General features: G+C 52.2%; 23 protein-coding genes. 5 read left to right on the top strand and 18 right to left on the bottom strand.

Going from position 1 to position 24,921, the window contains the following annotated elements:
* Positions 1-23: 23 nt before the first annotated feature.
* The gene (pdxY, locus tag SK34_RS17900) at positions 24-884 is read left to right on the top strand and encodes a pyridoxal kinase PdxY (RefSeq protein ID WP_003843540.1); all 861 of its coding nucleotides are present in this window, start codon (positions 24-26) and stop codon (positions 882-884) included.
* Between the two features lie 83 nt (positions 885-967).
* Here pdxY and gstA read toward each other — a convergent pair whose 3' ends face one another.
* The 12 genes from gstA to blr all read right to left on the bottom strand — a co-directional run bounded on the left by gstA (position 968) and on the right by blr (position 11,228).
* On the bottom strand, positions 968-1,573 hold the full coding sequence (gene gstA / locus SK34_RS17905; protein WP_003029164.1) for a glutathione transferase GstA: 606 nt from the start codon (positions 1,571-1,573) through the stop codon (positions 968-970).
* A 104-nt stretch (positions 1,574-1,677) separates the two neighbouring features.
* A complete protein-coding gene (gene dtpA, locus SK34_RS17910) occupies positions 1,678-3,183 on the bottom strand; it encodes a dipeptide/tripeptide permease DtpA (protein WP_003029162.1) in 1,506 nt (501 codons plus the stop codon).
* 613 nt (positions 3,184-3,796) lie between these two features.
* The gene (gene nth / locus SK34_RS17915) at positions 3,797-4,432 is read right to left on the bottom strand and encodes an endonuclease III (RefSeq protein ID WP_048233679.1); all 636 of its coding nucleotides are present in this window, start codon (positions 4,430-4,432) and stop codon (positions 3,797-3,799) included.
* A complete protein-coding gene (locus SK34_RS17920) occupies positions 4,429-5,124 on the bottom strand; it encodes an electron transport complex subunit E (protein WP_003843545.1) in 696 nt (231 codons plus the stop codon). The genes nth and SK34_RS17920 overlap by 4 nt, the downstream gene beginning before the upstream one ends.
* Positions 5,125-5,127: 3 nt before the next feature.
* A complete protein-coding gene (gene rsxG / locus SK34_RS17925; protein WP_003029155.1) occupies positions 5,128-5,748 on the bottom strand; it encodes an electron transport complex subunit RsxG in 621 nt (206 codons plus the stop codon).
* Between the two features lie 9 nt (positions 5,749-5,757).
* Positions 5,758-6,810: an electron transport complex subunit RsxD gene (gene rsxD / locus SK34_RS17930; protein ID WP_016150195.1), complete on the bottom strand. Its 1,053-nt coding sequence runs from the start codon at positions 6,808-6,810 to the stop codon at positions 5,758-5,760.
* Positions 6,811-8,835, bottom strand: coding sequence for an electron transport complex subunit RsxC (gene rsxC, locus SK34_RS17935; protein WP_048233681.1), 2,025 nt, complete (start codon positions 8,833-8,835; stop codon positions 6,811-6,813).
* Positions 8,828-9,406 carry an electron transport complex subunit RsxB gene (gene rsxB, locus SK34_RS17940; RefSeq protein ID WP_003029148.1) on the bottom strand — a complete coding sequence of 193 codons (579 nt, stop codon included), beginning with the start codon at positions 9,404-9,406 and terminating at the stop codon, positions 8,828-8,830. The genes rsxC and rsxB overlap by 8 nt, the downstream gene beginning before the upstream one ends.
* Positions 9,406-9,987, bottom strand: coding sequence for an electron transport complex subunit RsxA (gene rsxA / locus SK34_RS17945; RefSeq protein ID WP_003029144.1), 582 nt, complete (start codon positions 9,985-9,987; stop codon positions 9,406-9,408). The genes rsxB and rsxA overlap by 1 nt, the downstream gene beginning before the upstream one ends.
* A 76-nt stretch (positions 9,988-10,063) precedes the next feature.
* Positions 10,064-10,504 carry a DUF2569 domain-containing protein gene (locus SK34_RS17950; protein WP_003832803.1) on the bottom strand — a complete coding sequence of 147 codons (441 nt, stop codon included), beginning with the start codon at positions 10,502-10,504 and terminating at the stop codon, positions 10,064-10,066.
* 91 nt (positions 10,505-10,595) lie between these two features.
* Positions 10,596-10,811, bottom strand: coding sequence for a transcription modulator YdgT (gene ydgT, locus SK34_RS17955; protein ID WP_003029138.1), 216 nt, complete (start codon positions 10,809-10,811; stop codon positions 10,596-10,598).
* 291 nt (positions 10,812-11,102) lie between these two features.
* A complete protein-coding gene (blr, locus tag SK34_RS17960) occupies positions 11,103-11,228 on the bottom strand; it encodes a division septum protein Blr (RefSeq protein WP_003029134.1) in 126 nt (41 codons plus the stop codon).
* A 240-nt stretch (positions 11,229-11,468) separates the two neighbouring features.
* On the opposite strand from blr, the gene SK34_RS17965 reads away from it, so the two are divergent.
* Complete coding sequence (locus tag SK34_RS17965; protein ID WP_003836419.1) at positions 11,469-12,509, top strand: oxidoreductase; 1,041 nt, start codon at positions 11,469-11,471, stop codon at positions 12,507-12,509.
* Positions 12,510-12,610: 101 nt separating this feature from the next.
* Here SK34_RS17965 and add read toward each other — a convergent pair whose 3' ends face one another.
* The 3 genes from add to malX form a co-directional block, all read right to left on the bottom strand.
* Positions 12,611-13,612: an adenosine deaminase gene (gene add, locus SK34_RS17970; protein WP_003843551.1), complete on the bottom strand. Its 1,002-nt coding sequence runs from the start codon at positions 13,610-13,612 to the stop codon at positions 12,611-12,613.
* 100 nt (positions 13,613-13,712) lie between these two features.
* The gene (locus SK34_RS17975) at positions 13,713-14,885 is read right to left on the bottom strand and encodes a MalY/PatB family protein (RefSeq protein WP_048233683.1); all 1,173 of its coding nucleotides are present in this window, start codon (positions 14,883-14,885) and stop codon (positions 13,713-13,715) included.
* Positions 14,886-14,895: 10 nt separating this feature from the next.
* Positions 14,896-16,488 carry a maltose/glucose-specific PTS transporter subunit IIBC gene (gene malX, locus SK34_RS17980; protein ID WP_003836411.1) on the bottom strand — a complete coding sequence of 531 codons (1,593 nt, stop codon included), beginning with the start codon at positions 16,486-16,488 and terminating at the stop codon, positions 14,896-14,898.
* A gap of 169 nt (positions 16,489-16,657) precedes the next feature.
* Between malX and SK34_RS17985 the strand changes: the two genes are divergently transcribed.
* Positions 16,658-17,686: a Mal regulon transcriptional regulator MalI gene (locus SK34_RS17985; protein ID WP_048233685.1), complete on the top strand. Its 1,029-nt coding sequence runs from the start codon at positions 16,658-16,660 to the stop codon at positions 17,684-17,686.
* A 47-nt stretch (positions 17,687-17,733) separates the two neighbouring features.
* On the opposite strand, the gene SK34_RS17990 is transcribed toward SK34_RS17985, so the two are convergent.
* Positions 17,734-19,242, bottom strand: a complete 1,509-nt coding sequence (locus SK34_RS17990) for a YdgA family protein (protein WP_003028973.1) — start codon at positions 19,240-19,242, stop codon at positions 17,734-17,736.
* Positions 19,243-19,348: 106 nt separating this feature from the next.
* Positions 19,349-20,524, bottom strand: coding sequence for a mannose-6-phosphate isomerase (gene manA / locus SK34_RS17995; protein WP_048233687.1), 1,176 nt, complete (start codon positions 20,522-20,524; stop codon positions 19,349-19,351).
* Positions 20,525-20,786: 262 nt separating this feature from the next.
* On the opposite strand from manA, the gene fumB reads away from it, so the two are divergent.
* Together fumB and fumC are read left to right on the top strand one after the other, a co-directional pair.
* Positions 20,787-22,433, top strand: a complete 1,647-nt coding sequence (gene fumB / locus SK34_RS18000; protein ID WP_003028969.1) for a class I fumarate hydratase — start codon at positions 20,787-20,789, stop codon at positions 22,431-22,433.
* Between the two features lie 142 nt (positions 22,434-22,575).
* Complete coding sequence (gene fumC, locus SK34_RS18005; RefSeq protein WP_003028966.1) at positions 22,576-23,979, top strand: class II fumarate hydratase; 1,404 nt, start codon at positions 22,576-22,578, stop codon at positions 23,977-23,979.
* Here fumC and tus read toward each other — a convergent pair.
* Positions 23,976-24,905, bottom strand: a complete 930-nt coding sequence (tus, locus tag SK34_RS18010; RefSeq protein ID WP_048233689.1) for a DNA replication terminus site-binding protein — start codon at positions 24,903-24,905, stop codon at positions 23,976-23,978. The genes fumC and tus overlap by 4 nt on opposite strands.
* Positions 24,906-24,921 lie beyond the last annotated feature (16 nt).

The raw sequence follows: 24,921 nt of genomic DNA on the forward strand, positions 1-24,921 counted from the left end.
TTTTCAGGGTTGTGGTAAGTAAAATGAAGAATATCCTCGCCATCCAGTCCCACGTTGTTTTTGGCCATGCGGGCAACAGTGCAGCAGAATTTCCGATGCGTCGTCTTGGCGCAAACGTCTGGCCGTTGAATACCGTCCAGTTTTCAAACCACACGCAGTATGGCAAATGGACCGGTTGCGTTATGCCGCCGAGCCACCTGACTGAAATTGTCCAGGGCATTGCTGATATTGATAAACTCCAGACCTGTGACGCAGTACTGAGCGGCTATCTTGGCTCCGCTGAACAGGGCGAGCATATTCTGGGTATTGTACGTAAAGTAAAAGCGGCCAACCCGCAGGCAAAATACTTTTGCGATCCGGTGATGGGACACCCTGAAAAGGGGTGTATCGTAGCTCCGGGTGTGGCGGAATTTCATGTACGTCATGCGCTTCCGGCTAGTGACATTATTGCCCCGAATTTGGTTGAGCTCGAAATTCTGTGCGAGCATGCGGTGAACAATGTTGATGAGGCTGTTGCGGCGGCGCGTGAACTGATCGCTCAGGGACCTGAAATTGTACTGGTGAAGCATCTGGCACGCGCAGGTATTAGCACCGACCGTTTCGAGATGCTGCTGGTCACCGCTGAACAGGCGTGGCATATCAGTCGCCCGCTGGTCGATTTTGGCGCACGTCAACCGGTTGGTGTGGGTGATGTTACCAGTGGCTTGTTGCTGGTGAAACTGTTACAGGGCGCGTCTTTACAGCAGGCGCTTGAGCATGTGACTGCGGCAGTGTACGAAGTGATGATCGCCACCAAAGAGATGCACGAGTATGAGTTGCAGGTGGTGGCCGCGCAGGATCGCATTGCCAAGCCTGAACACTACTTCAGCGCAACGCAGCTGTAATCAATGCCCGATGGCGTTCGCGCTTATCGGGCATATTTTTAGCTGTAGGCCGGGCAAGCGCAAGCACCACCCGGCAACAACAATTAATTTAACCCTTCTGCTTTAAGCGCCGCGGCAACCGCCGGGCGTTCAGCCATACGCGCCATATACGCGTCGATATGGCTTAATCCTGCCATATTCAGCTTAACAGCATAGGCCCAACGCAGTACGGTAAACAGGTAGGCATCGGCGATGCTGAAGCGCGGGCCGCAGATCCATTGGTTATCTTTTAGCGAGTCGTTCACATACTGCATTTTTTTCTCCAGCAGCGCGCGAACGGTTGGCTTGAAGTCTTCCGGCGTATCGGGACGGAACAGTGGCGTAAAGCCTTTATGCAGTTCTGTCGCAATGTAGTTAAGCCATTCGATGGTTTTGTAACGGGAGAGGCTGCTGGTAGGGGCAAGGAGCTGACGGTCTGGCACGCTGTCCGCCAGGTATTGCATGATGGCGACACCTTCGGTAAGTAGCGTACCGTCATCCAGCAGCAGTGCGGGAACTTGCCCTTTTGGGTTTACCGCGAAAAAATCATCGCCATTTTCCAGACGTTTCTTCATCAGATCAACACCATCCAGCGTGAAATCTTTACCGCTCTCACGAAGTGTGATGTGGGAAGCGAGAGAACAAGCGCCCGGTTTGTAGAACAGTTTCATCGGTAACTCCTTTTGGCTGAGGTATATCGTATGGTAGTGCTACCTCATGCAAAAAAAAAGCCGCTAACAACAGTTAGCGGCCTGAAAATGAGTTTCCCTGAGAATTACGCTGTCGCGGCCTTAGCGGCTTTCTCATCGGCTTCGTCATCCTGAGTCATACGGTTCAGTTTCGGAGCCGTCAGCAGCATCAGAACAGCGATAACAGCCGTCGCAACACCAATCTGCAGGAACACACGACCGTAGACTTCAAGGGACATCAGCGGGTCAGTCACGTTCTCTGGTACAGCCATCATGTTAGCGACGTAGCCACCGATGATGTTTGCACCGGCAGTGGTCAGGAACCAGCTACCCATGATGAAGCCCATCAGGCGTTGCGGAACCAGCTGTGCCACCATTGCCAGACCCAGACCGGAGATCATCAGCTCACCGATACTTTGCAGGCCATAGCAGATAATCAGCCAGTTAACGGAAACGATGCCCGCATCGGTAGCGAATTTCGCGCCCAGCGGCAGGATCAGGAATGCACCGGAACACAGCACCATACCAATCGCAAACTTGGTCGGCATCGGCAGGGTATCGCCCATCTTGTTATAGATAGCGGCGAGGATTGGGCTACCAATGATGATCCAGAAGGGGTTCAGCGCCTGGTACTGTTCAGGTTCGAAAGCAATGCCAAGAATAGAGTGCTCAACGTTACGAATCGCAAAGAAGTTCAGTGAGGTCGGCATCTGGCTGTACAGCACGAAGAAGATAATCGCTTCCAGCATCAGAATGAAGGCGACGATCATTTTACGACGTGCAGCGCCTTTCATGGTGAAGGCTTCTTTACCGAAGATAAACACGATACCGATAGCAATTACACCCAGAACCATACGTGCGATCTGCTGGTTGTGCAGCAGCCAGGTCGCAATCGCGATCAGAACCACAACGCCAACGATAGTCAGCAGCAGGTTACGGAAGTTGATTGGTTCAAAGTCAGGTTTAGAACCGTATTGTTTAACCCAGCGCTGACAGAATGCGAAGTTAACAACGGTAATCAGCATACCCACGACGCTCAGCGCAAACGCGGTGCTCCAGCCGTAACGCGCAGCTAACCATGGCGTTGCCAGCATAGAGAAGAATGAACCGATGTTGACGGACATGTAGTACATGGTAAATGCACCATCAAGACGCGGGTCATCTTTGGCATAGCAGGTAGAGAGCAGGGAGGATGGGTTTGCTTTAAACAGGCCGTTACCGACCGCGATAGCCGCCATGCCCATATAAACGATACCCGCATCGTGACCGGACCATGCTACCAGCGCATAACCAATGGCCAGGACAACGGCACCCAGCATAATGACGCGTTTTGTACCCAGAACTTTATCACCTAACCAGCCGCCAATCGCAACCAGGCCATATACCAGGGCGCTAAAGGAGGAGAAAAGGGTGATGGAATCCGCTTCTGACATGCCCAGTTGTTTAACCAGGTAGACGGCCATGATCCCTTGCAGGCCGTAATAACCAAAACGTTCCCACAGCTCAATAGAGAAAATGAGATAGAACGCTTTTGGTTGTTTGAAGGCGTTTAAACTTACGCTTTCTGTTGGTTTATTGTTTGCAGTAGACACTTTTACCTCTTTTTTTACATCCCATATCAACGGGGGTGTTCAGGTACGTGATGAGTCAAGTTCATCCGTCCGATTGTTATAGTGGGAGGGGAAACGGCAAGTAATGTTCACTATCTTGACCATTCAGACAAGTGGTTTGTAATAATCTGTTACATATATCATGGCTGGTGAAATCGTCGGGGCTGAGAAATGTTATCTAGCGTTAAATTTCTTCATTTGTAAAATGGCAGATTTTTACACTGTTTAATCACCGCTAAAACCGCAACGTGGCGATATGTTCTGCTATTTAAGGTTGAATCCAGTGATATAGGCCATTATCTGAAAAATAGGCAGTGTAATGTTTTGTTTATAAACTGTGCAGTTAGGTCATCCAATTGTCACCTTAACTAAAAAATAAAAAATTATTAACATTGTGTTAGCTGGATGATCTGGATCACGTATAGATAGAAATTTCTTTTGCTAAAAAAACGATTAACCTGTTCAGGTGTTAATTAACAAGAATATTGCATTAGATTTGAGCAATTGAATGGCATCATTGTCGGGAAAAGAAACTTTAGGGAGTGCATAACTAAACGTTATGTATGTATGGGGCAAAGAGGATGCCCCGGCAGCATTAGATATCGACTTTCTCTTTGAATTCGCAGAGATCTTCGATGATACAGGCACCACAACGTGGCTTTCTGGCTATACAGGTGTAGCGGCCATGAAGAATTAACCAGTGGTGGCAATCGACTTTAAATTCACTGGGTACAACTTTCAGTAGCTTTTCTTCTACCTGCTCGACGTTTTTACCTGGGGCGAATTGTGTCCGGTTACATACCCGGAAAATGTGGGTATCTACGGCAATAGTGGGCCAGCCAAAGGCGGTATTTAACACCACATTAGCCGTCTTGCGCCCAACGCCGGGGAGAGCTTCTAACGCAGCACGGTCTTCAGGCACTTCACCATTATGTTGTTCCAGCAGAATGCGGCAGGTTTTAATTACGTTTTCCGCTTTGCTGTTAAACAAACCGATTGTCTTGATGTAGGACTTAACACCTTCAACTCCGAGCTCCAGCATCGCAGCAGGCGTATTGGCGACGGGGTATAGTTTAGCCGTCGCTTTATTGACGCTGACATCGGTGGCCTGAGCGGAAAGCAAGACCGAAATCAGCAGTTCAAACGGCGATGTAAAATTAAGCTCGGTTGTCGGATGCGGGTTGTTATCCCGCAGGCGAGTCAGTATTTCCAGACGTTTTGCTTTGTTCATGAGACATTCCCTGTTTCACCAGTTGGACTGTCCGCGACAGCCGCTTCGGCACGACGTTTCTTCATTCTCTCATCAATCAGGTACTTAACTGCCAGCATCAAGCCCAGACCAATAAACGCGCCTGGTGGCAGCATGGCCAGCAGAAACGGCGTATCAGTATGGAAGATCTCAACGCGCAATACTTTGGCCCAGCTACCCAATAAACCGTCTGCGCCATCAAACAGTGTACCGTTACCAATTATTTCGCGCAGCGAGCCCAGAACAAACATGGCGCCGGTCGCCCCCATACCGATGGAAAAACCATCGAGTGCGGATAATGCAGGGCCTTTTTTGGCGGCGAAGGCCTCTGCGCGGCCAACAACAATACAGTTGGTCACAATCAGCGGGATAAAGATGCCCAGAGACTGATACAGGCCAAAGGCATAGGCATTGATCAGCATCTGCACCGCACTCACCACGGAGGCGATGATCATGACATAAATTGGAATACGGATTTCAGGTGGAGTCCAGCGACGAAGGGCCGAAATCGTCAGGTTGGTCAGCGTCAGAACGAGCGTCGTCGCGAGCCCCAGCCCCAGCGCGTTAGTGGCGGTAGAGGTAACGGCCAACAGCGGACACATCCCGAGTAGCTGCACAAGCGCGGAGTTATTTTTCCATAACCCCTGGACAATAACGTCTTTAATTTCGCTCATGGTTTATTCTCCACAGGCGCTAAGTTGAGGAAGCTGCGCGGGTAGCGTCTGCGCATACAAACCGGCGCGTTTTACTGCGTTCACTACCGCCCGCGGCGTAATGGTTGCGCCAGTAAACTGGTCAAAGTCGCCGCCGTCTTTTTTCACAGCCCAGTGGGCATCGTTACCCGTAGCGATCGTTTTGCCGCTAAAGTGGGTGATCCAGTCGGACAGTCGCAGTTCGATTTTATCGCCCAGTCCCGGGGTTTCATGATGCTCGGTTACCCGCGTACCCAACACGGTACCCGTAAAATCGACACCGACCAGCAGTTGAATCGCCCCGGAATACCCATCTGGCGCCGTAGCTTCAAGAATTGCTGCAACGGGACGGTCGTCCTGGCGGGCAATATACACGCGGTGAGTACCTTTGCCCAATGCCTGCGCATTGACCAGATAACAGCTCTCAGACAAGTTATTATTGTAGCGATCGCCAGGTAGCACCTGATCGAACAGTGCTTTTTGCTGCAGCGCGGCCTGTTCATCAATGGTGGACTTGGTTAATTGATTGATTGCCGCGGTTAATCCCGTTGAACCAGCAGCAAACAGTGCCAGCGTAATACCGTGTTTACGAATCGTTTTCAGCATTGGGAGTCCTTAGCGATGTCCGTACACGCGAGGGCGGGTATAATAATCAATCAGGGGAACCGTGATATTTGCCAGTAATACAGCAAAGGCTACACCGTCAGGATAACCGCCAAAACTGCGAATCAACCATACTAACAACCCCGCAAGTGCGCCAAAAATCAGGCGGCCGCGGTTAGTTGTCGAGGCCGTAACGGGGTCGGTAAGAATAAAAAATGCACCCAGCATGGTTGCGCCGGAAAGCAGGTGTAACTGAGGAGACGCGAGTGACTCAGGTGAGAACAACCATCCCAGAGTGGCGCAAACGGCGAGCGACAGCAGGAAGCTAACCGGGATATGCCAGCGAATCGCCCCCTGCCATAACAGAACGATACCACCCGCCAGCCAGGCAAGATTAACCCACTGCCAGCCCGCGCCTGCCAGCACACCGCTGTAAATCGGGTATTGCATCACCTGTTCAACGGTATGCCCGGCATGCAGTGATGTCTTAAAGGTATCGAGAGGCGTTGCCTGGCTGATACCATCAATGCCCATACGCAGTGTATTCATATCCCCACCGCTGACGGTATGGCCGCTAAGGATAACGTTCAGCGCGTCAAAGAACCCAGGCACTGTAGCCGCAATTTCGTGCGGCGGCAGCCAACTGGTCATCTGTACTGGAAATGAGATTAGCAGCACGACGTAACCAATCATGGCAGGGTTAAACGGGTTCTGACCGAGACCGCCATACAGCTGTTTCGCAATGATAACCGCGAATACCGTGCCCAATACCACCATCCACCAGGGGGCGAGCGGGGGAATACTCACGGCCAGCAGCAACCCGGTGAGTAACGCAGAGTTGTCTTTTAAAATCGGCACAATGGGTTGTTTACGCAGTTTAAGCACGCCCGCTTCGGCGGCGATAGCGCTGATGGCGGCCAGAACTATCTGGAACAACGTACCCCAGCCGAAGAACCACAGCTGTGCGGCGATCCCCGGCAATGCCGCAAGTAACACCAACATCATGATACGTGATGTCTGGCGCTGGTTATGGGTATAAGGGGAGCTTGCTATTCTGAATACCATTTATTCCTCGTTAACAACCTGCTGCTGTGCGGCTTTCTTTGCCTGAGCGCGTGCGATAGCGGCCGCGACGGCGGCTTTACGTGGATCAACCGGCTCGGCTGTTTCCGTTACCACTTGCTGCTCGAGCTTGCGGGCCTTGGCGCGGGCAATGGCCGCTTCCACGGCGGCTTTACGCGGATCAACCGATTCGGCTGTTTCCGGTACCGCCTGCTGCTCGAGCTTGCGGGCTTTGGCGCGGGTGATGGCCGCTTCCACGGCGGCTTTGCGTGGATCAACCGGCTCGGCTGTTTCCGGTACAGCCTGCTGTTCGAGCTTGCGGGCTTTGGCGCGAGCAATTGCCGCTTCGACGGCAGCTTTACGCGGATCTGTACCCGTGCTGCTGCCTTCACTTTGCGGCGAATTTTCCTTACGGGAAGCACGAGCTTGCGCCTTACGCGCCTCGCGTGCGGCAATCACTGCGCTATTGTCAGGTTTTTCACCTGCCTGAATTACTACCGGCTGCAGCGCCTGAGCCTGTTTTTCTTTTACGCGAGCCAGCGCGGCGGCAATGGCATCATGGTCTTTGGCCGCCGGTTGAGCAGCGGCGCTCTTATGGCGTTCAAGACGCGCTGCTTTTTCACGTTCAAGGCGCGCCTGTCGGGCTTCAAACCGTGCTTTCGCTTCAGCGGCTCGTTTTTCTTCCTGGCTAATGGCGTAAATCTCGGCTTTTTCCTGGCGGAAATACTGCACCAACGGAATATTGCTTGGGCATACCCAGGCGCAGGCACCGCATTCAATGCAGTCGGCGATATTGTGGGCCGTTGCTTTGTCGTGCTGTTGCCCTTTACTGAACCAATAAAGCTGTTGTGGCAGGAGATCCGCCGGACAGGCATCGGCGCATGCGCTACAGCGAATGCAGCCTTTCTCTTCCGGCGTTTCACCCATTTCACTGGCAGAGGGGGCCAGAAGACAGTTGGTAATCTTCACCACCGGGACATCCAGCCATGGCAGCGTAAACCCCATCAGCGGTCCGCCCATAATCACCATCTGGTCGGCGGAAGGGCAAAAGCCCGCGTCGTTGAGCAGATGACGAACCGGCGTGCCCAAACGCGCCCAGACGTTGCCCGGGCGGCTGACGGCTTCACCGGTAAGCGTCACGACACGTTCGGTGATCGGCTCACCGTCAATTACTGCACGTTTAATTGCATAGGCGGTTCCGACGTTTTGCATCAATACGCCGATATCTGAGGAGCGTCCACCGTGGGGAACCTGCTTGCCAGTCAGGATTTGTGTTAACTGTTTAGCCCCGCCGGAAGGGTACTTGGTGGGGATCACGCGCAAACTGATGTCGTGTGAATCAGCCAGCACCGCGCGCAGCATAGATATTGCCTGCGGCTTGTTATCTTCTATGCCGAGGAGGATCTCGCGTGGCTGAAGAATGTGCGCCAGGATGCGGATCCCTTCAACGACCTGCGCCGCACAGTCCTGCATCAGGCGGTCATCTGCTGTAATGTACGGCTCGCATTCAGCGGCGTTAATGATCAGCGTTTCAATTTTATCTCCGCCGCCCTGCAGTTTAACGCCGGTGGGAAAACCTGCGCCACCCAGCCCGGCTACGCCGAACTGATGAATACGCGCAATCAGCTCTTCCCGGCTGTGGGAGCGGTAATCGGTCCAGCCGTCTCGCTCAATCCAGCGGTCTTCGCCATCGGCGTCTATGATAACGCTCAACTCAGCCAGTGCCGAAGGATGTGCGGTGGAGTGCGGGGCAATGGCAACCACGGTACCTGATGTTGGCGCATGGACTGGAAGCATTTTGCCACGCCCGCGGGTTAATGCCTGACCACGCAGCACGGTGTCACCCACGTTTACGCACAGTTCACCCTCCGCACCAATATGTTGTTTCAGCGGAATAACAAAACGCGGTGCCAGCGGAACCTGTCGCAACGGTGTTCCGTTTGACTGGGTTTTCATTTCTGGTGGATGAATGCCACCATCAAAGTCCCAGATTTTATTTTTTCTGAATGCAGAGAATAACTTAAACATGTTGTTCCACGGGAATGATGCGCACAGGGATGGTGTTTAAATCCCATTTCCAGCTATCGGGTGTCTCGGCTACCGGGCGTAATTCAATGCATTGCGTCGGGCACGGGTCAACACACAGGTTGCACCCAGTGCAGAGATCGCTCATTACCGTGTGCATGGCGCGGGTCGCGCCCACGATCGCATCGACCGGGCAGGCCTGAATACACTTAGTGCACCCGATACAGTTATTTTCATCAATGACCGCCAGCATACGCACCGGCGTAACGTCTTGTTCATCACCATCAATAGGCTGCGGATCGACGTTTAGCAGGGCGGCAATTTTTAACATCACCGCTTCGCCACCGGGGGCGCAACGGTTAATTTTTTCACCCTGAGAGCCGATCGCTTCAGCGTAAGGATGACAGCCCGGATAGCCGCACTGCCCACACTGGCTTTGCGGGAGAATTTCATCAATTTTCTCCACGACCGGATCATCTTCAACGGCAAAACGTCGTGAGGCGTACCCCAAAATAGCGCCGAACGCCAGACCCAGTACACTCACTGCGGCAACGGCAATCCAGATAGCATTCATTACAACTTCACCAAACCACTAAAGCCCATAAAGGCCAATGACATTAAACCAGCGGTAATCAGCGCAATCGCATTCCCGCGAAACGGCGCCGGGACGTCCGCCACGGCGAGGCGTTCGCGGATCGCGGCGAACAGTACCATCACCAGCGAGAAGCCGACGGCGGCGGAAAAACCGTATAGCGCCGACTGTAAAAAGTTATGGCCGAGGTTGATGTTCAGCAGCGCCACACCTAACACTGCGCAGTTAGTCGTGATCAGCGGTAGGAAGATCCCCAGCAGGCGGTACAGCGCAGGGCTGGTTTTGCGCACAACCATTTCGGTAAACTGCACGACGACGGCGATAACCAGAATAAAAGCCAGCGTGCGCAGATAGATGAGATTGAGCGGGATTAGGATCCAGGTATCAATCAGCCATGCGCAGATGGATGCCAGTGTCATGACAAACGTCGTGGCAAGGCCCATACCCATTGCGGTTTCCAGTTTTTTGGAAACGCCCATAAACGGGCAGAGGCCCAGAAACTTGACCAGTACAAAGTTATTGACCAGTACAGTTCCGACAAACAGCAGCAGGTAATCAGTCATTTTTCGGCCTGAAATAAAAAAGCCGCCTATTATCTGACAATCTACAACAGGCGACAACAGGTTAACTGTAGGGTTATTACGGGTTCACAAACGTCGATTTAACGCGCTGCGATCGCTTGAAGTAGGGCACCAACAGTGCTGCGGCCAATAATGGGAACAGCAGTTGGCGCACCGCAAAAGCGTCTGGGACGGGTGAAAACGCAAACGCTTTAATCGCCAGCAACACGGAGATCAGCAGCCACAGAATGTAATGCTTGGGCACACAGGCTCTGCGTTTGAAAAACGCAATTGTCAGCCACAGTGTGTAATACCACATGGCGATCGCGGTAACAAAGGAGACGCCCCATAACAGCAAATTTGCTGTACTTTGCTCACCCAGCGTTTTGAAGGTTTGCGGTGTTGCCAGCGCAGTGACATAAAGTAATAACGCCAGCGAAGCGCTCAACAACGCGACTAACAGCCAGGCCAGTGGCCCAAGTAGCCAGCCTCCGATACGTTGTGCCGGTGTGGTAGTCATCTCTTCTCCAGTTTTACGCGCGCAATCAATCATGCCATTCATTTTGGGGCGATTATTATAAAGCTTTTAACGTTGAGCGCTACTTTCTTCTCTATTGCACGTAATGCCAGACTGATTTAGGTACCTGACCAACATCAAACAGACGGCCTCCGGATATAAGCTCCGCACGGCGATGGTCTGCGGCACGGTACATATTGATCATGTCGCTATCGTCGGTGAGCGTGTAGTTTAAATGGTCGAAAAGTTTTTCCAGACTTTCGAGTGAACTGATTTTGCGGAATTTTAATAAGTAATCCTGAACAGTCATAAATGCAGATCCATATTAATAAAATAATACCAACGGAGTAGAAAATATAAAAATAAACAACGTGCACAGGTAAAAGCGGATTTACGTGCAAATGTAAGAAGAGTGTTCATACCTGTGAAAAAGCAGGCGCTATGCGCGTCTTCGGCAAGGGTAACGCGCTTAGCGATCGCTGGCAATATGCAGCGGAGCGGGATGCGGCATAATTCGCTTTTTTTGACAGAAAGCGATCTTTTACCGGCAAACCCTGCAACTACCAATGTTAATTGCCGGGCAATAAAAGGTTGCGGATGCTTATTTCTTCTGCACTGCCGCAACGGGCTCTGGTGGCTGGTAATTGTCAATATGATTGGCAACACCCAGCAGGATCACGGAGACGGCGAGAACAATCCAACCTGTTAATTCAATAAGACGATTCATTACTGATGACATTTGCTTTGATTTATCCATAAACACAGGCTGCAAATGTTACTAATCTCTCATTAATACAGCAAGATGGTTGGGAACGATTTCTCCCTCTTTTTCGCTGCAAGTTAAGCATAAGTGGCATATGTTTGACTTAAGTTAAAAACAACCTTTGTAGCGCGAAGGTTATTAAACTATTGAGACGTTGCAAGGTATGGTGTGAAATAGGTCAGTCCTGAATTGAGAGGCAATAACATGAGTGACAACATCCGCGTTGGGCTAATTGGCTATGGTTATGCCAGTAAAACCTTCCATGCCCCCCTGATTGTGGGCACGCCGGGCCTGGAACTGGCTGCAGTTTCCAGTAGTGATGAAGCAAAAGTGAAGGCAGACTGGCCTACGGTGGCGGTTGTTGCTGAGCCTAAGCATCTTTTTAACGATCCAAATATCGACCTGATTGTGATCCCCACGCCTAATGACACACACTTTCCATTAGCGAAAGCTGCGCTGGAAGCGGGCAAACATGTGGTTGTTGATAAGCCTTTTACTGTGACACTGTCACAAGCTCGTGAGCTGGATACGCTGGCGCGCAGCCTCGGGCGCGTGCTGTCTGTGTTCCATAACCGTCGCTGGGACAGTGATTTTCTGACGCTGAAAGCTCTGCTGGCGGATGGTGTTTTGGGAGAGGTGGCGTATTTCGAATCCCATTTCGATCGTTTCCGCCCGCAGGTTCGTGACCGTTGGCGTGAACAGGGCGGTCCGGGAAGCGGTATCTGGTACGATTTAGCACCGCATCTTTTGGATCAGGCGATTAATCTGTTTGGTTTGCCCGTCAGCCTGACGGTAGACCTGGCCCAGTTGCGTCCAGGCGCGCAGGCGACGGATTACTTCCATGCCATCCTGACGTATCCGCAGCGTCGTGTGATCCTGCATGGCACCATGCTCGCTGCCGCAGAATCGGCCCGTTATATTGTGCACGGATCGCGTGGCAGCTATGTGAAGTATGGTCTTGACCCGCAGGAAGAGCGTCTTAAAAATGGCGAGCGACTACCACAGGAAGACTGGGGTTATGATATGCGCGATGGCGTTTTGACGCGAGTAGAAGGCGAAGAGCAGGTTGAAGAAACCTGGCTTACTGTACCAGGCAACTATCCGGCGTACTATGCTGGCATTCGTGATGCGTTAAACGGTAACGGTGAAAACCCGGTACCGGCGAGACAGGCTATCCAAATTATGGAGCTGATTGAGCTGGGTATCGAATCTGCGAAACATCGTTCGACGCTGTGCCTTGCTTGATTGGACTAATGCCGGATGGAGATGCTCAGGCATTTTATCCGGCCTACAATGAAAACCAACGTAGGCCGGATAAGCGTTAGCGCCATTCAGCACTTTACCCGTTACGCTGCGCCGACTTTCTCGCGCAAGGCTCGTTTTTCTTCGTTACTCAGGAATGCCATTTCCAGACCGTTGATTTGCGCCTGGCGGATCTGTTCGCGCGTTAGGCCTGCAGCTGGTGCGGCAATGGTGTACTCGTGAATAATATCCACACCCTGAACAGCCGGGTCGTCCGTATTCAAACTGGCAATAACGCCATGCTCAAGGAACGTTTTCAGCGGATGGTTCGCTAGTGAGGCAACGGTGCTGGTCTGAATGTTTGATGTCAGGCAGGATTCGATGCCGATACGATGCTCGGCGAGGTAATCCATCAACGCACGATCTTCAACGGCTTTAACGCCGTGACCAATACGCTCAGCGCCCAGCTCTTTAATGGCCTGCCAGATGCTTTCTGGTCCCGCGGCTTCGCCCGCATGCACGGTAATATGCCAGCCGGCGTCGCGTGCCTGGTTGAAATGGGACAGGAACAGACTGCCAGGGAATCCCAGTTCGTCACCGGCTAGATCCAGTGCCGTAATATGATCTCGGTGGGCTAACAGCGCATCCAGTTCCTGCAGACAGGCGGCTTCGCCAAAAGTACGGCTCATAATGCCAATTAAGCGTGCTTCGACGCCAAAGGTCTTGCAGCCCTCGCGCACGCCTGCGATGACGGCTTCAACCACACCTGCCACCGGGAGTTGATGCGCCATCGCCATATAGCCTGGTGAAAAACGTAATTCTACATAGTGCAGACCGTTACGTGCTGCATCCTCAATATTTTCAAATGCCACGCGGCGACAGGCATCCAGCGAGGCCAGTACCTTCACGCCCCAGTCGAGCTTGGATAGAAAACTCACTAAATCTGGCTCAGTGGATGTCACTTGCACATGAGGGATCAGCGTTTCCAACGTTTGTGCCGGGAGCGTTAAATTGAACTGACGACCCAGATCCAGAATCGTTTGGGCACGGATGTTACCATCAAGGTGGCGATGGACGTCGGTCAAGGGGAGGGAAGTATCAATCATGGTCGCACTCGTGTATTTAGGTAAAGTGCGTCGTATTATAAGAAAAAATCGGGATAAAAATCTATGTTGCGCAATGAATAATTTCATTGCGCAAACTTTATTAGCGTACAGAACGTATGCCGTTAATCAACCCCTGAACGCCTTTTTCAAGTTTGGATCGTGGACATCCGGCATTCAGGCGCACAAAACCGCGTCCTTCTTCGCCGTATGTGTATCCGGGCATGATGGCGACTTTCTGCTGGTGGATGAGCGCTTCCTGCAATGCGTGGTCATCAATGTTGAGCGGACGCAGGTCAATCCATGCCAGATAGGTGGATTGCGGAACCTGCCAGTTCAGTTCGGGGAATGCGGCATTAAGCTCGCGGGCGACGTAATGCAAATTGCTGGTAAGGTAATCCCGCAGCGCATCAAGCCAGCTTGCTCCCTGATGATAGGCGGCAATATGTGCGCTCAGCGCGAGCACTGCTGGTGAGGAAAGACCATCGCGACCTTTTAATGCGCAGAGATAATCGTTACGGCTTTGAGCGTCTTCAATAATTCCGTAAGCCCCGGTCAGTGCCGGAATATTAAAACTTTTTGAACCGGAAGTGAGCAGCGCCCAGCTGTCGCGCGCGACATTACTCCAGGGGATATGTGGGTGATCCCCCCATACCATATCCATATGGATCTCATCGGAAATAACTTTTACACCATGGCGCTGACACAGTTCTGCCATGGTTTCCAGCTCATCACGCGTCCACACTTTGCCCGTCGGATTTTGTGGGCTACAGAGCAGAAGAATTTTGCTCTCTGGACGAGACAGGGCATTCTCGAGCGCGGCCATGTCGCAGTACCAACCGTCAGTGCGTTTTTCCAGTTCGACAGCGCGCACCACGCGTTGATTACCTTCAATTGCTTTGTAAAACGCGTCGTACGCCGGCGTATGAATCACCACCGCATCACCCGCAGAAGACCACTGGCGGATCAGCTCCGATACCATATAGATGACCGAGGGGCCATAAACCAGCGACTGAGGATCGATTTGGGTATCATGACGCGATAGAAACCAGTGACTAATCGCCGCAAGAAATTCATCATTTTTCCAGCGACTGTAACCCAACACGCCATGTGACAGGCGCTGAGTCAGCGCCTCCAGAATACAGGGTGCGGTGGCAAAATCCATATCGGAGATGGTGAATGGCAGCAGGTCGGCTGAACCAAAACGGTCGGCAACGTAATCCCACTGAGTACACCAGGTACCATGCCTGTCCACAACCTTTGAAAAATCAAACATGTCATTGTCCTTAAGCTTGTACGGTGTTCATCAGAACTGCGATCTCGTCTTTCACTGACTGGACCTGTGGGCCAATAACGACCTGAAGATTATGCTGATTGAGTTGCACTACGCCAATGGCGCGATTGTCCTTCAGTGCCTGTACATTCACAAGAGACATATCCTTCACTGACAAACGCAGACGGGTAATACAGTTATCCAGGCTAACGATGTTTTCCGCACCGCCAAGCGCCGACAGAATGGCAGGGACGTTGTAACCGGATTTACCCGGCGCTCCAGCCATTACTTTTTCGATATTGCTGGCAATTTCGACGTCTCGACCTGGTGTCTTCAAATTGAAGCGTGTGATGGCGAAACGGAAGATGACGTAGTACACCGCGAACCAGATCGCCGCCACAACAGGGACCAGATACCACTTGGTAGAGAGTCCATGCAGGATGCCGAACACCACGAAGTCAATCAGGTTACCGTCGGTGTTACCGATGGTGACGCCAAGCACTGCCATCACAGTGAAGCCAAGACCGGTCAGCAGGGCGTGGATCACATACAGAACTGGGGCAACGAACAGGAATAAGAACTCAAGGGGCTCGGTGGTACCGCCGATCACACAGGCAATAAGACCGGAAATTAATAACCCTTTAATTTTATGACGATTTTCAGGGCGAGCACAGTGGTACATAGCGAGCGCTGCCCCCGGTAAACCACCGAGGAACGCAGGCATTTTGCCCTGCGACAGGAAGCGGGTTGCGCTTTCAGAGAAACCTTGTGTTGTCGGGCAGCTCAGTTGGGCCTGGAAAATAGTCAGTGCGCCGCTCACGCTGTGACCGCAGACTTCTTGCGTGCCGCCAGCCTCGGTGAAGCGAATGAGCGCCACCAGAATATGATGCAGACCAAACGGCAGCAGCAGACGTTCACCGGTACCAAACAGCATTGGGCCAAATTCTCCCGCGCTGTTGATGATGTGGCCGAGCCCGGTAATGCCCATGGCGAAAACCGGCCAGATCAGGGGAATAACCAGCCCGACCAGCCCCATCACCACCGAGGAGATGATAGGCACAAAGCGGGTGCCGCCGAAGAAAGCCAGCGCATCCGGCAGACGAATGTTGTGGAAACGTTCATGCAGCATCCAGACGATGATCCCGGCAATAACAGCACCGAGGATCCCAGTATCGATCGACTGGATCCCCAGGATATTCTGCACGTTGTTGGCCTTCAGGATCGCGGCATCCGTGGTAGGTAAGATACCTTTCGCGGTTAACCAGAAGTTGACGGCAAGGTTCATGACCGCATAACCAACAAAACCGGCAAATGCCGCTACACCTTTGTTCTCGCGAGCAAGGCCGAGAGGTATGGCAATACAGAACATCACCGGTAAGAAACTAAACGCAAATGAGCCTACTTTGCTCATCCAGGTAAAGATGGCCTGCAGTACCGGATTCCCCAATGCCGGGATCAACGTCAGGACATCATGGCTGCTTAACGAGCTGCCGATTCCTAACATGATCCCGCAAAATGAGAGCAGCGCTACGGGGAGCATAAAGGTTTTGCCCAACTGCTGGAAAAATTCCCATAACGTTATTTTTGGTGTGGTTCTCGTCGTCATCAAACGACTCCTCGTAAAAGCTAGCTGACTAATGATGGCGAGAAGATAAAACGTTTTACCTAATTTTAGTGCGGTATAAATCACATTATCGAACGATAATAGGGCGTATAAATATAAGTGATTGATAAAACGTTTTATCCGTCACGTTATCAGGGAGTTTTCCGTTTTTATGGCTATAGCCAAAAAAATAACCATCCATGATGTTGCGCTGGCCGCGGGCGTTTCGGTCAGTACTGTCTCATTGGTGCTTAGTGGAAAAGGTCGTATTTCATCCGCGACAGGCGAACGCGTGAATGCCGCTATTGAGCAACTCGGGTTTGTGCGTAATCGCCAGGCATCGGCGCTGCGTGGCGGGCAGAGCGGGGTAATTGGTTTGATTGTGCGCGATCTTTCTACGCCGTTTTACGCCGAGTTGACGGCGGGTCTGACGGAAGCATTAGAAACGCAGGGGCGCATGGTCTTTTTATTACATGGTGGCAAAGATGGCGAACAGCTCGCGCAGCGTTTCGCTATGTTGCTAAATCAAGGGGTTGATGGTGTGGTGATCGCCGGGGCTGCCGGCAGTAGCGACGACCTACAACAACTGGCCGCCGATAAGGGGATACCGGTGGTGTTTGCTTCTCGGGCAAGCTACCTGGATGATGCCGACACCGTCAGACCTGACAACATGCAGGCTTCGCAATTGCTGGTTGAACATCTTATCCGCCACGGACATCAGCGAATAGCGTGGTTGGGGGGGCAGAGTTCCTCATTGACTCGCGCAGAGCGTGTCGGCGGCTATTGTACGACGTTGCTAAAGTATGGTTTACCGTTTCATAGCGACTGGGTGCTGGAGTGTTCATCCAGCCAGAAGCAGGCCGCAGAGGAGGTAACCGCGCTGTTACGTCGTAACCCAACGATCAGCGCAGTGGTGTGCTACAACGAAACCATTGCCGTTGGCGCCTGGTTTGGCCTGATGAGAGCGGGGCGTCAGAGTGGTGAAATTGGCGTAGATCGCTATTTCGAACAGCAGATCTCCTTAGCGGGATTTGCCGATGTAGCGGAAAATGCACTGGACGATATCCCCATTATTTGGGCCTGCACGCCTGCGCGTGAAATGGGATATACCCTTGCTGAGCGCATGCTGCAGCGCATTGGGCACGATGATGGTCATTCGCGTAACCTGACGCTTTCCGCCCGTCTGGTGGTGGCCAAATAAAAAAGGCCCGATAAACACACGGTTATCGGGCCTGTTGTCACGCGTATTTACTGTTGCGGGATAGCCGGGGCATCCGGTTCGCCGAGAGAAGGCATACCGAACATGCCAACAAACTCATCCAGCGGCATTTTTTGTCCGTTTAACGTAACCTGTCCGTTTGCGTATTGCAGGCTGGAGCCGATGACGTTGTCCTGCATCGTTGTAATACGGAACATCTGACCCATTGCCGCCAAGCCATTCACTTGTTGCTTCGCAAGATCGGCCGCTTGCTCCTGCTGATAGCCTTCAATTTTGGCGATCTGCGTCATGAACTCAGTCGCCATATCGACCGGAATCGTCAGCTTGGCATCCAGTGATTTGACCGAACGATCCACTTCCTGAGCCAGCGTTTGTGGTTCCTCAGTATTTGCTGTCGGATCTTTTAGCAGCAGTGACAGATTAAATGCAGTTTCACCTTTCGCATTTTTCCAGCTCAGCGGGGCAATGGTGATAACCGGCTCGCCTTTCATCAGTATCGGCAGCGCATTGAAGAAAGCTTCGGTGACTTTTTGCTGATAAAGCTCAGGATTTTGTACCACATCGATCTGCGCCATCAGCGCCTTGGTTTGGGCGCTATACTGCTGACTGAACTGATGCAGGGCTTCACCGTCAATCTGGGCAACTTTCAGCGTCAGCTTACCGCTACCCATATCCTGGCCCTGCAATTTAAGGCTGTTCAGCGTGTAATCCAGCTGACTGTTGACAGTTTTACCGTCGTTAACCAGATCGGATTTGCCATCGATACCCATGCCCTCCAGAACCGCCAACTCTTTACCCTCGACCGAGATCGACAGTTTTTCGAGTGACAATTTCTGGTCGCCGATGCGCTCACCAAAGCTGGCAATACTGCTGGAACCCTCAGTCTTCAGATTATTGAAAGTCATTTGTACTTTCTGGTCATACTCGTTGACCGCATTGACCACGCCGCTTTGCGCATTGCCTGTCAGCGAGACAGCGTTACCTTCTTTGTCTGCTGTAAACTGGAATTCCCCGCCGCTGAAGGCTACTTTTTCGTCGCCTTTCTCGTAGTTCAGTGGTTTAAGGGAAAGATCGGAACGGGTATCGCCGCTGTAGCTGATACGGGAGTTAATGACAAATGGCGACTCACCCTTGGCAATATCAAACAGCGGTTTGGTAACGTCGTTATTCACCAGCGTCGTTTTCACGGAGGCCATAGCCGGAACCAGATTCAGTGACTTCAGTTGGGCCAGTGGGAAGGGACCGTGATCCACCGTTTCATCCAGGACAATACTTTGCCCCGGTTTCAGCCAGGAATCTGCCTGCCCGGCTATTGGTTTCACCACCAATTGCAGTTGGCTATTGAACACCCCGCGCTGGTAGTTTTGATAACTCAGTTCAATACCCGCCTCAGGGGAGAAACGTTTTAACTGATCGTTTGCCTGCGTCACCATCTCGGCGAGATGCGTTTCAAGTTTCTTACCTGTGTACCAGGCGCCGCCCGTCCAGACGATACCCAGCGCAACCACCACACCCGCAGCTACCAGCGATTTTTTCATTTCGATATCCATAAAATAAAACCAGGCGTTTTAAGACGCCTGGAGGAGTGACATGTCTTTAACTCACTACAGCTTAGCAAGAGTTGTTAAAAATATCAGTATCTTGCTAAAGCTTGTTATAAACCCGGGCTAAACGACCTGCGCCACTGATGTTAACCGGCGATTCATTCGCGCCAATAAAGGCCGATTCACCCGGTCGCAGAACCAGACGTTGCTCGCCTTTGCTCAGTACAGCTTCACCTTCTATGCAGAACAAAATGGCCGCACTTTGCTGGCTGATATCTGCGCCACTGGTAGTAAGCTCATGCAGGGAGAACGCAAAATCGTCAACCGGGATCGGGAAGTCCAGTTCGCCATCAGACTTAAGCGGCGTGGTCAGTAACTGGTTTGCTGGCTTGGCGACAAACTGTACGTTGGCGACCAGTTCCGGGATATCAATATATTTTGGCGTCAGTCCGGCACGCAGCACGTTGTCCGAGTTAGCCATTACCTCAAGCGCCACACCTTGCAGGTAAGCATGCGGGGTTTCGGCAAATAAGAACATAGCTTCGCCTGGATTGAGTTTCACCACATTGAGCAGCAGCGGGGAGAAGAGCCCACTGTCGTTCGGGTAGACGTCGGCGATCAGACGGATGGTTTGCCAGGGTTCACCCTGCTGGCTGTTCAGCGCTGATTTCAGGATCGCCAACGCATGGGATTTCTCCTCAGCCTGCATATTCAGCAAGCTGGCGAAAAGATAGCTCAGACGTTCTGCACTCGGCTCTTCCAGGAAATGCGCAATAGCCGGATGTGCGGCGGAGACGGGTTGTAACAATGCAACAATGTCAGAGAACTCGCGGAATGCGTTCATCGCCAGGAAAGGCGTCAAAGCAAAAACCAGTTCCGGTTTGTGGTTAGGATCTTTGTAGTTGCGCTCAGCCGCATCCATCGGGATCCCTGCGGCGTTTTCTTTGGCAAATCCAATTTCAGAGTTGTGCTTGTTAGGATGAACCTGAATCGAAAGCGGTTGTGCAGCGCAGAGCACTTTAAACAGGAAGGGCAGCTCACCAAAACGCTGCGCAACGGCATCGCCCAGCAGTGCGGATTTATCGTGCTCGATAACGTCGCGCAGAGCAACCGTCTGGCCGTCAGCGCCCAGAACCTGCGAACTGCTTTTCGGATGCGCACCCATCCACAACTCAGCCATCGGTTGCTGAGTGGGGTTGGCAATGCCATAGAGTTCCGTTAACGCCGTTTTACTTCCCCAGGCGTAGTTTTGCACTGAGTTGATGAGTTTTTGCATTATCAAGCCCTGTTTCAATGTGGAATTTTCTACGGCTATTAAACCAAGAAACCCTGAGGGAAGTAACCTGCACATGTAAAAAGTCGTACTTGTCTCAGTTTTTGTTAAAAAAATGTGTAGGATATGGAGACTCGCTTTTAATACCCTGAGAGATTCCGGTTGCAGACAGCCCTTCCTTCTACAACCGGATCTGCGGCAGGGAAGCAGGGCAACGGAACATCTGCCCAGAGAATAACCAGACCGAGCAGTAAGTGAGAGCACAATGTCAAACAAACCCTTTCATTATCAGCATCCTTTCCCCCTCAAAAAGGATGATACCGAATACTATCTGCTGACCAGCGACTATGTCTCTGTTGCCGAATTTGAAGGGCAGGAGATTGTTAAAGTCGCGCCACAAGCTTTAACCCTGCTGGCTCGTCAGGCCTTTCATGATGCGTCGTTTATGCTTCGTCCCGCACATCAACAGCAGGTAGCCGATATTCTGCGCGACCCAGAGGCCAGCGAAAACGACAAGTATGTGGCCCTGCAATTTCTGCGTAACTCTGACATCGCGGCAAAAGGCATTTTGCCGACCTGTCAGGACACCGGAACCGCGATTATCGTGGGTAAAAAAGGTCAGCGTGTCTGGACCGGTGGTGGCGATGAGGAGGCGCTGGCTCGAGGCGTCTATAACACCTACATCGAAGACAACCTGCGCTATTCACAAAACGCAGCGCTGGATATGTATAAAGAGGTGAACACCGGCACCAACCTGCCAGCACAGATTGATTTGTATACCGTCGACGGCGATGAATACAAATTCCTGTGTATTGCCAAAGGTGGCGGTTCGGCGAACAAAACCTATCTGTACCAGGAAACCAAAGCGCTGCTCACGCCGGGCAAATTAAAAAATTACCTGGTTGAAAAGATGCGTACGCTGGGTACTGCGGCTTGTCCGCCGTATCACATTGCGTTTGTGATCGGCGGAACGTCAGCGGAAGCTACGCTGAAAACGGTGAAACTGGCTTCGGCTAAATACTACGATGAGCTGCCGACCGAAGGTAACGAACATGGGCAGGCATTCCGTGATGTGGAGCTGGAAAAAGAGCTGCTGATTGAAGCGCAGAATTTGGGGCTGGGCGCGCAGTTTGGCGGGAAGTACTTCGCGCATGATATCCGCGTGATCCGCCTGCCGCGTCACGGCGCGTCGTGTCCGGTTGGTATGGGCGTCTCTTGTTCTGCTGACCGTAATATCAAAGCCAAAATCAACCGTGAAGGTATCTGGATCGAAAAACTGGAACATAATCCAGGTAAGTATATTCCAGAAGAGTTGCGTCAGGCGGGAGAGGGCGAAGCGGTGCGCGTTGATCTCAATCGTCCGATGAAAGAGATCCTGGCCCAGCTGTCGCAGTATCCGGTCTCTACGCGTTTGTCACTCAACGGTACAATTATTGTTGGCCGTGATATTGCGCATGCGAAACTGAAAGAACGTCTGGATAACGGTGAAAGTTTGCCGCAGTATGTTAAAGATCACCCGATCTATTACGCCGGTCCGGCAAAAACGCCGGAAGGCTACGCCTCTGGTTCGCTTGGCCCAACCACGGCCGGGCGTATGGACTCGTATGTTGACCAGCTTCAGGCCGCTGGTGGGAGCATGATTATGCTGGCGAAAGGCAACCGTAGCCAGCAGGTGACCGATGCTTGCCATAAACATGGCGGCTTCTATTTAGGCAGTATTGGCGGCCCTGCCGCGGTGCTGGCCCAGGGCAGTATCAAGAGTCTGGAGTGCGTGGAATACCCGGAACTCGGGATGGAAGCCATCTGGAAAATTGAAGTGGAAGATTTCCCGGCGTTTATCCTGGTGGATGACAAAGGCAATGATTTCTTCCAGCAAATTCAGACGTCGCAGTGCGCACGCTGCGTTAAGTAACGTCAACCGCCCTTCGGGGCGGTTTTTTTTTACCGCACGAACCACCAAACGACAGTTTTATCCTCGTTAATACTCATAAGACCAACGCAAGTGGGCAATGTCGAAACATAACCTAATCAACTGTTAATGTAAGGAGCAGGTAATGGTAACGGTACGCCGCGAGAATGATTCAATGGGGGCGATTGATGTTCCTGCCGATAAGCTTTGGGGCGCGCAAACCCAACGTTCACTGGAGCATTTTCGTATCTCTACGGAGAAAATGCCGGTCTCGTTGATCCATGCGCTGGCGCTGACTAAACGCGCCGCGGCAAAGGTTAACCAGGATCTTGGGCTGCTGGCGGAGGATAAAGCCAGGGCTATTATGCAGGCTGCAGATGAGGTGTTGGCAGATAAACACCGCGATGAGTTCCCGCTAGCCATCTGGCAAACTGGGTCCGGCACGCAAAGCAATATGAACATGAACGAGGTGTTGGCAAACCGGGCCAGCGAGTTGCTGGGCGGCGTGCGGGGGATGGAGCGAAAAGTACATCCCAACGATGATGTCAATAAAAGCCAAAGCTCGAACGATGTCTTCCCGACTGCAATGCACGTTGCCGCACTGCTGGCGCTGCGTAAATCACTGATCCCTCAATTAAATGTATTGACCAAAACGCTCAGTGATAAGTCCCACGCTTTCGCCGATATCGTTAAAATTGGTCGTACACATCTGCAAGATGCAACTCCACTTACGCTTGGCCAGGAGATTTCCGGCTGGGTTGCAATGCTAGAACATAACCTCAGACACATTGAAAACAGCTTACCGCACGTGGCGGAGCTGGCGTTGGGGGGAACTGCGGTAGGTACCGGACTGAACACTCATCCCGAATACGCCCGCCGGGTTGCGGATGAACTGCGGGTCATCACCTGTGCGCCGTTCGTTACCGCACCGAATAAATTTGAAGCGCTCGCCACCTGCGATGCCCTGGTTCATGCTCACGGCGCGCTAAAAGGACTGGCAGCGTCGCTGATGAAAATCGCCAACGATGTACGCTGGCTGGCATCCGGTCCCCGGTGTGGTATTGGCGAAATTTCAATTCCGGAAAACGAACCGGGCAGCTCGATCATGCCGGGCAAGGTCAATCCAACCCAGTGTGAAGCGCTGACTATGCTTTGCTGCCAGGTGATGGGCAACGATGTCGCCATCAACATGGGCGGGGCGTCAGGTAACTTTGAGCTCAACGTCTATCGACCGATGGTCATCCACAACTTCCTGCAGTCGGTACGCCTGCTGGCGGACGGTATGGAAAGCTTTAACGAACACTGCGCAACGGGGATTGAGCCTAATCGTGAACGAATCGATCAACTGCTCAACGAGTCGCTAATGCTGGTGACCGCGCTCAATACCCATATCGGTTACGATAAAGCGGCTGAAATTGCCAAAAAAGCCCATAAAGAAGGGTTGACCTTAAAAGCCTCCGCTCTGGCGCTGGGATATCTAACCGAAGCGGAGTTCGACAGCTGGGTACGCCCGGAGCTGATGGTTGGCAGCATGCGGCCAGGCAGTTAATCCGCAACGTACAGGTGCAGCCGGGGAATAATCAATCTCAACGGCTGCGCCTGAGGTTTAAAACGATGCTGAACGTTTTCGGCATCGTAATTCAGTAACTCACCGATATCCGGTACGGTCATACCGTTGTCGTTATTAAGCAAAGCAATCAGCGGCGTCGGGCAGGCATATTGCACCTGTTTTTGCTCTCCTTTGTACCAGACGCGGGCAATAGGCTGCACTTTTACCGGTCTTTTGATCTTCAGGCGGGCCTGCTGTGGTAAGGCAGCGATATCCTGATATTCGCGTTCAAGCTTCGCCTGCCATTCTTCACGTGTCCATGGATGTACGCTGCGCGGTGACGTCAGGCTTTTTTCCAGTTGCTGCAGTACTTCATCGCGTTTCAGGTTTTTAATGATGTGCTTATTAGCCCAGCCAAATCGTAGGGTGGCCGGATCGCGGACTACGGTTAGCGTGCGATAGGCATTCAGAGTAATCAGCCCTGGCAGATGACGATGCACCCATTCGAAACGTGCTGCCGGCGCCAGCCCTGATTCCACTGTAACAATGCGCTCGAAGGTGGTTTTCAACTGGTTTATACGCTGGATTTGTTCTTCCAGAGTACATTGCGTCGCGTTATCAACCTGATAGCACAATACACCCGGTAGGCGGACGGCTGCTTTGCTGCTGCGGTTTTCGGACTGCTGCTGAATAAACAGGTGACGGTAATGGAGCAGTGCCAGCGCTTCAGCCTCTTTGCCTAAATGCTGCTTAACATTAATGCTCTGCAGAGGGGCATGCTCTGCCTCTTTAACCACTTCCGGTAACGAGAATACGCGCGCAATCAGCAGCGTCTGCTGCAACAGGTTTTCGTTCAAAAGTGCCAGTTCTTGTTCCATCTGGCGAAAGGTGCCGTTCAGGCGGTCAACAAGATCGTAACGGGCCATAGGTTTACCATTTTAG

The sequence above is a fragment of the Citrobacter sp. MGH104 genome (assembly GCF_001034485.1).
GTDB classification, from domain to species: Bacteria; Pseudomonadota; Gammaproteobacteria; order Enterobacterales; family Enterobacteriaceae; genus Citrobacter; species Citrobacter freundii.

What these genes read in the sequence shown, in the direction of transcription:
- pdxY (WP_003843540.1), top strand. Translation starts at nt 24, where the DNA reads ATGAAGAATATCCTCGCCATCCAGTCCCACGTTGTTTTTGGCCATGCG.
- gstA (WP_003029164.1), bottom strand. Translation starts at nt 1,573, where the DNA reads ATGAAACTGTTCTACAAACCGGGCGCTTGTTCTCTCGCTTCCCACATC.
- nth (WP_048233679.1), bottom strand. Translation starts at nt 4,432, where the DNA reads ATGAACAAAGCAAAACGTCTGGAAATACTGACTCGCCTGCGGGATAAC.
- SK34_RS17920 (WP_003843545.1), bottom strand. Translation starts at nt 5,124, where the DNA reads ATGAGCGAAATTAAAGACGTTATTGTCCAGGGGTTATGGAAAAATAAC.
- rsxG (WP_003029155.1), bottom strand. Translation starts at nt 5,748, where the DNA reads ATGCTGAAAACGATTCGTAAACACGGTATTACGCTGGCACTGTTTGCT.
- rsxD (WP_016150195.1), bottom strand. Translation starts at nt 6,810, where the DNA reads ATGGTATTCAGAATAGCAAGCTCCCCTTATACCCATAACCAGCGCCAG.
- rsxC (WP_048233681.1), bottom strand. Translation starts at nt 8,835, where the DNA reads ATGTTTAAGTTATTCTCTGCATTCAGAAAAAATAAAATCTGGGACTTT.
- rsxB (WP_003029148.1), bottom strand. Translation starts at nt 9,406, where the DNA reads ATGAATGCTATCTGGATTGCCGTTGCCGCAGTGAGTGTACTGGGTCTG.
- rsxA (WP_003029144.1), bottom strand. Translation starts at nt 9,987, where the DNA reads ATGACTGATTACCTGCTGCTGTTTGTCGGAACTGTACTGGTCAATAAC.
- SK34_RS17950 (WP_003832803.1), bottom strand. Translation starts at nt 10,504, where the DNA reads ATGACTACCACACCGGCACAACGTATCGGAGGCTGGCTACTTGGGCCA.
- ydgT (WP_003029138.1), bottom strand. Translation starts at nt 10,811, where the DNA reads ATGACTGTTCAGGATTACTTATTAAAATTCCGCAAAATCAGTTCACTC.
- blr (WP_003029134.1), bottom strand. Translation starts at nt 11,228, where the DNA reads ATGAATCGTCTTATTGAATTAACAGGTTGGATTGTTCTCGCCGTCTCC.
- SK34_RS17965 (WP_003836419.1), top strand. Translation starts at nt 11,469, where the DNA reads ATGAGTGACAACATCCGCGTTGGGCTAATTGGCTATGGTTATGCCAGT.
- add (WP_003843551.1), bottom strand. Translation starts at nt 13,612, where the DNA reads ATGATTGATACTTCCCTCCCCTTGACCGACGTCCATCGCCACCTTGAT.
- SK34_RS17975 (WP_048233683.1), bottom strand. Translation starts at nt 14,885, where the DNA reads ATGTTTGATTTTTCAAAGGTTGTGGACAGGCATGGTACCTGGTGTACT.
- malX (WP_003836411.1), bottom strand. Translation starts at nt 16,488, where the DNA reads ATGACGACGAGAACCACACCAAAAATAACGTTATGGGAATTTTTCCAG.
- SK34_RS17985 (WP_048233685.1), top strand. Translation starts at nt 16,658, where the DNA reads ATGGCTATAGCCAAAAAAATAACCATCCATGATGTTGCGCTGGCCGCG.
- SK34_RS17990 (WP_003028973.1), bottom strand. Translation starts at nt 19,242, where the DNA reads ATGAAAAAATCGCTGGTAGCTGCGGGTGTGGTGGTTGCGCTGGGTATC.
- manA (WP_048233687.1), bottom strand. Translation starts at nt 20,524, where the DNA reads ATGCAAAAACTCATCAACTCAGTGCAAAACTACGCCTGGGGAAGTAAA.
- fumB (WP_003028969.1), top strand. Translation starts at nt 20,787, where the DNA reads ATGTCAAACAAACCCTTTCATTATCAGCATCCTTTCCCCCTCAAAAAG.
- fumC (WP_003028966.1), top strand. Translation starts at nt 22,576, where the DNA reads ATGGTAACGGTACGCCGCGAGAATGATTCAATGGGGGCGATTGATGTT.
- tus (WP_048233689.1), bottom strand. Translation starts at nt 24,905, where the DNA reads ATGGCCCGTTACGATCTTGTTGACCGCCTGAACGGCACCTTTCGCCAG.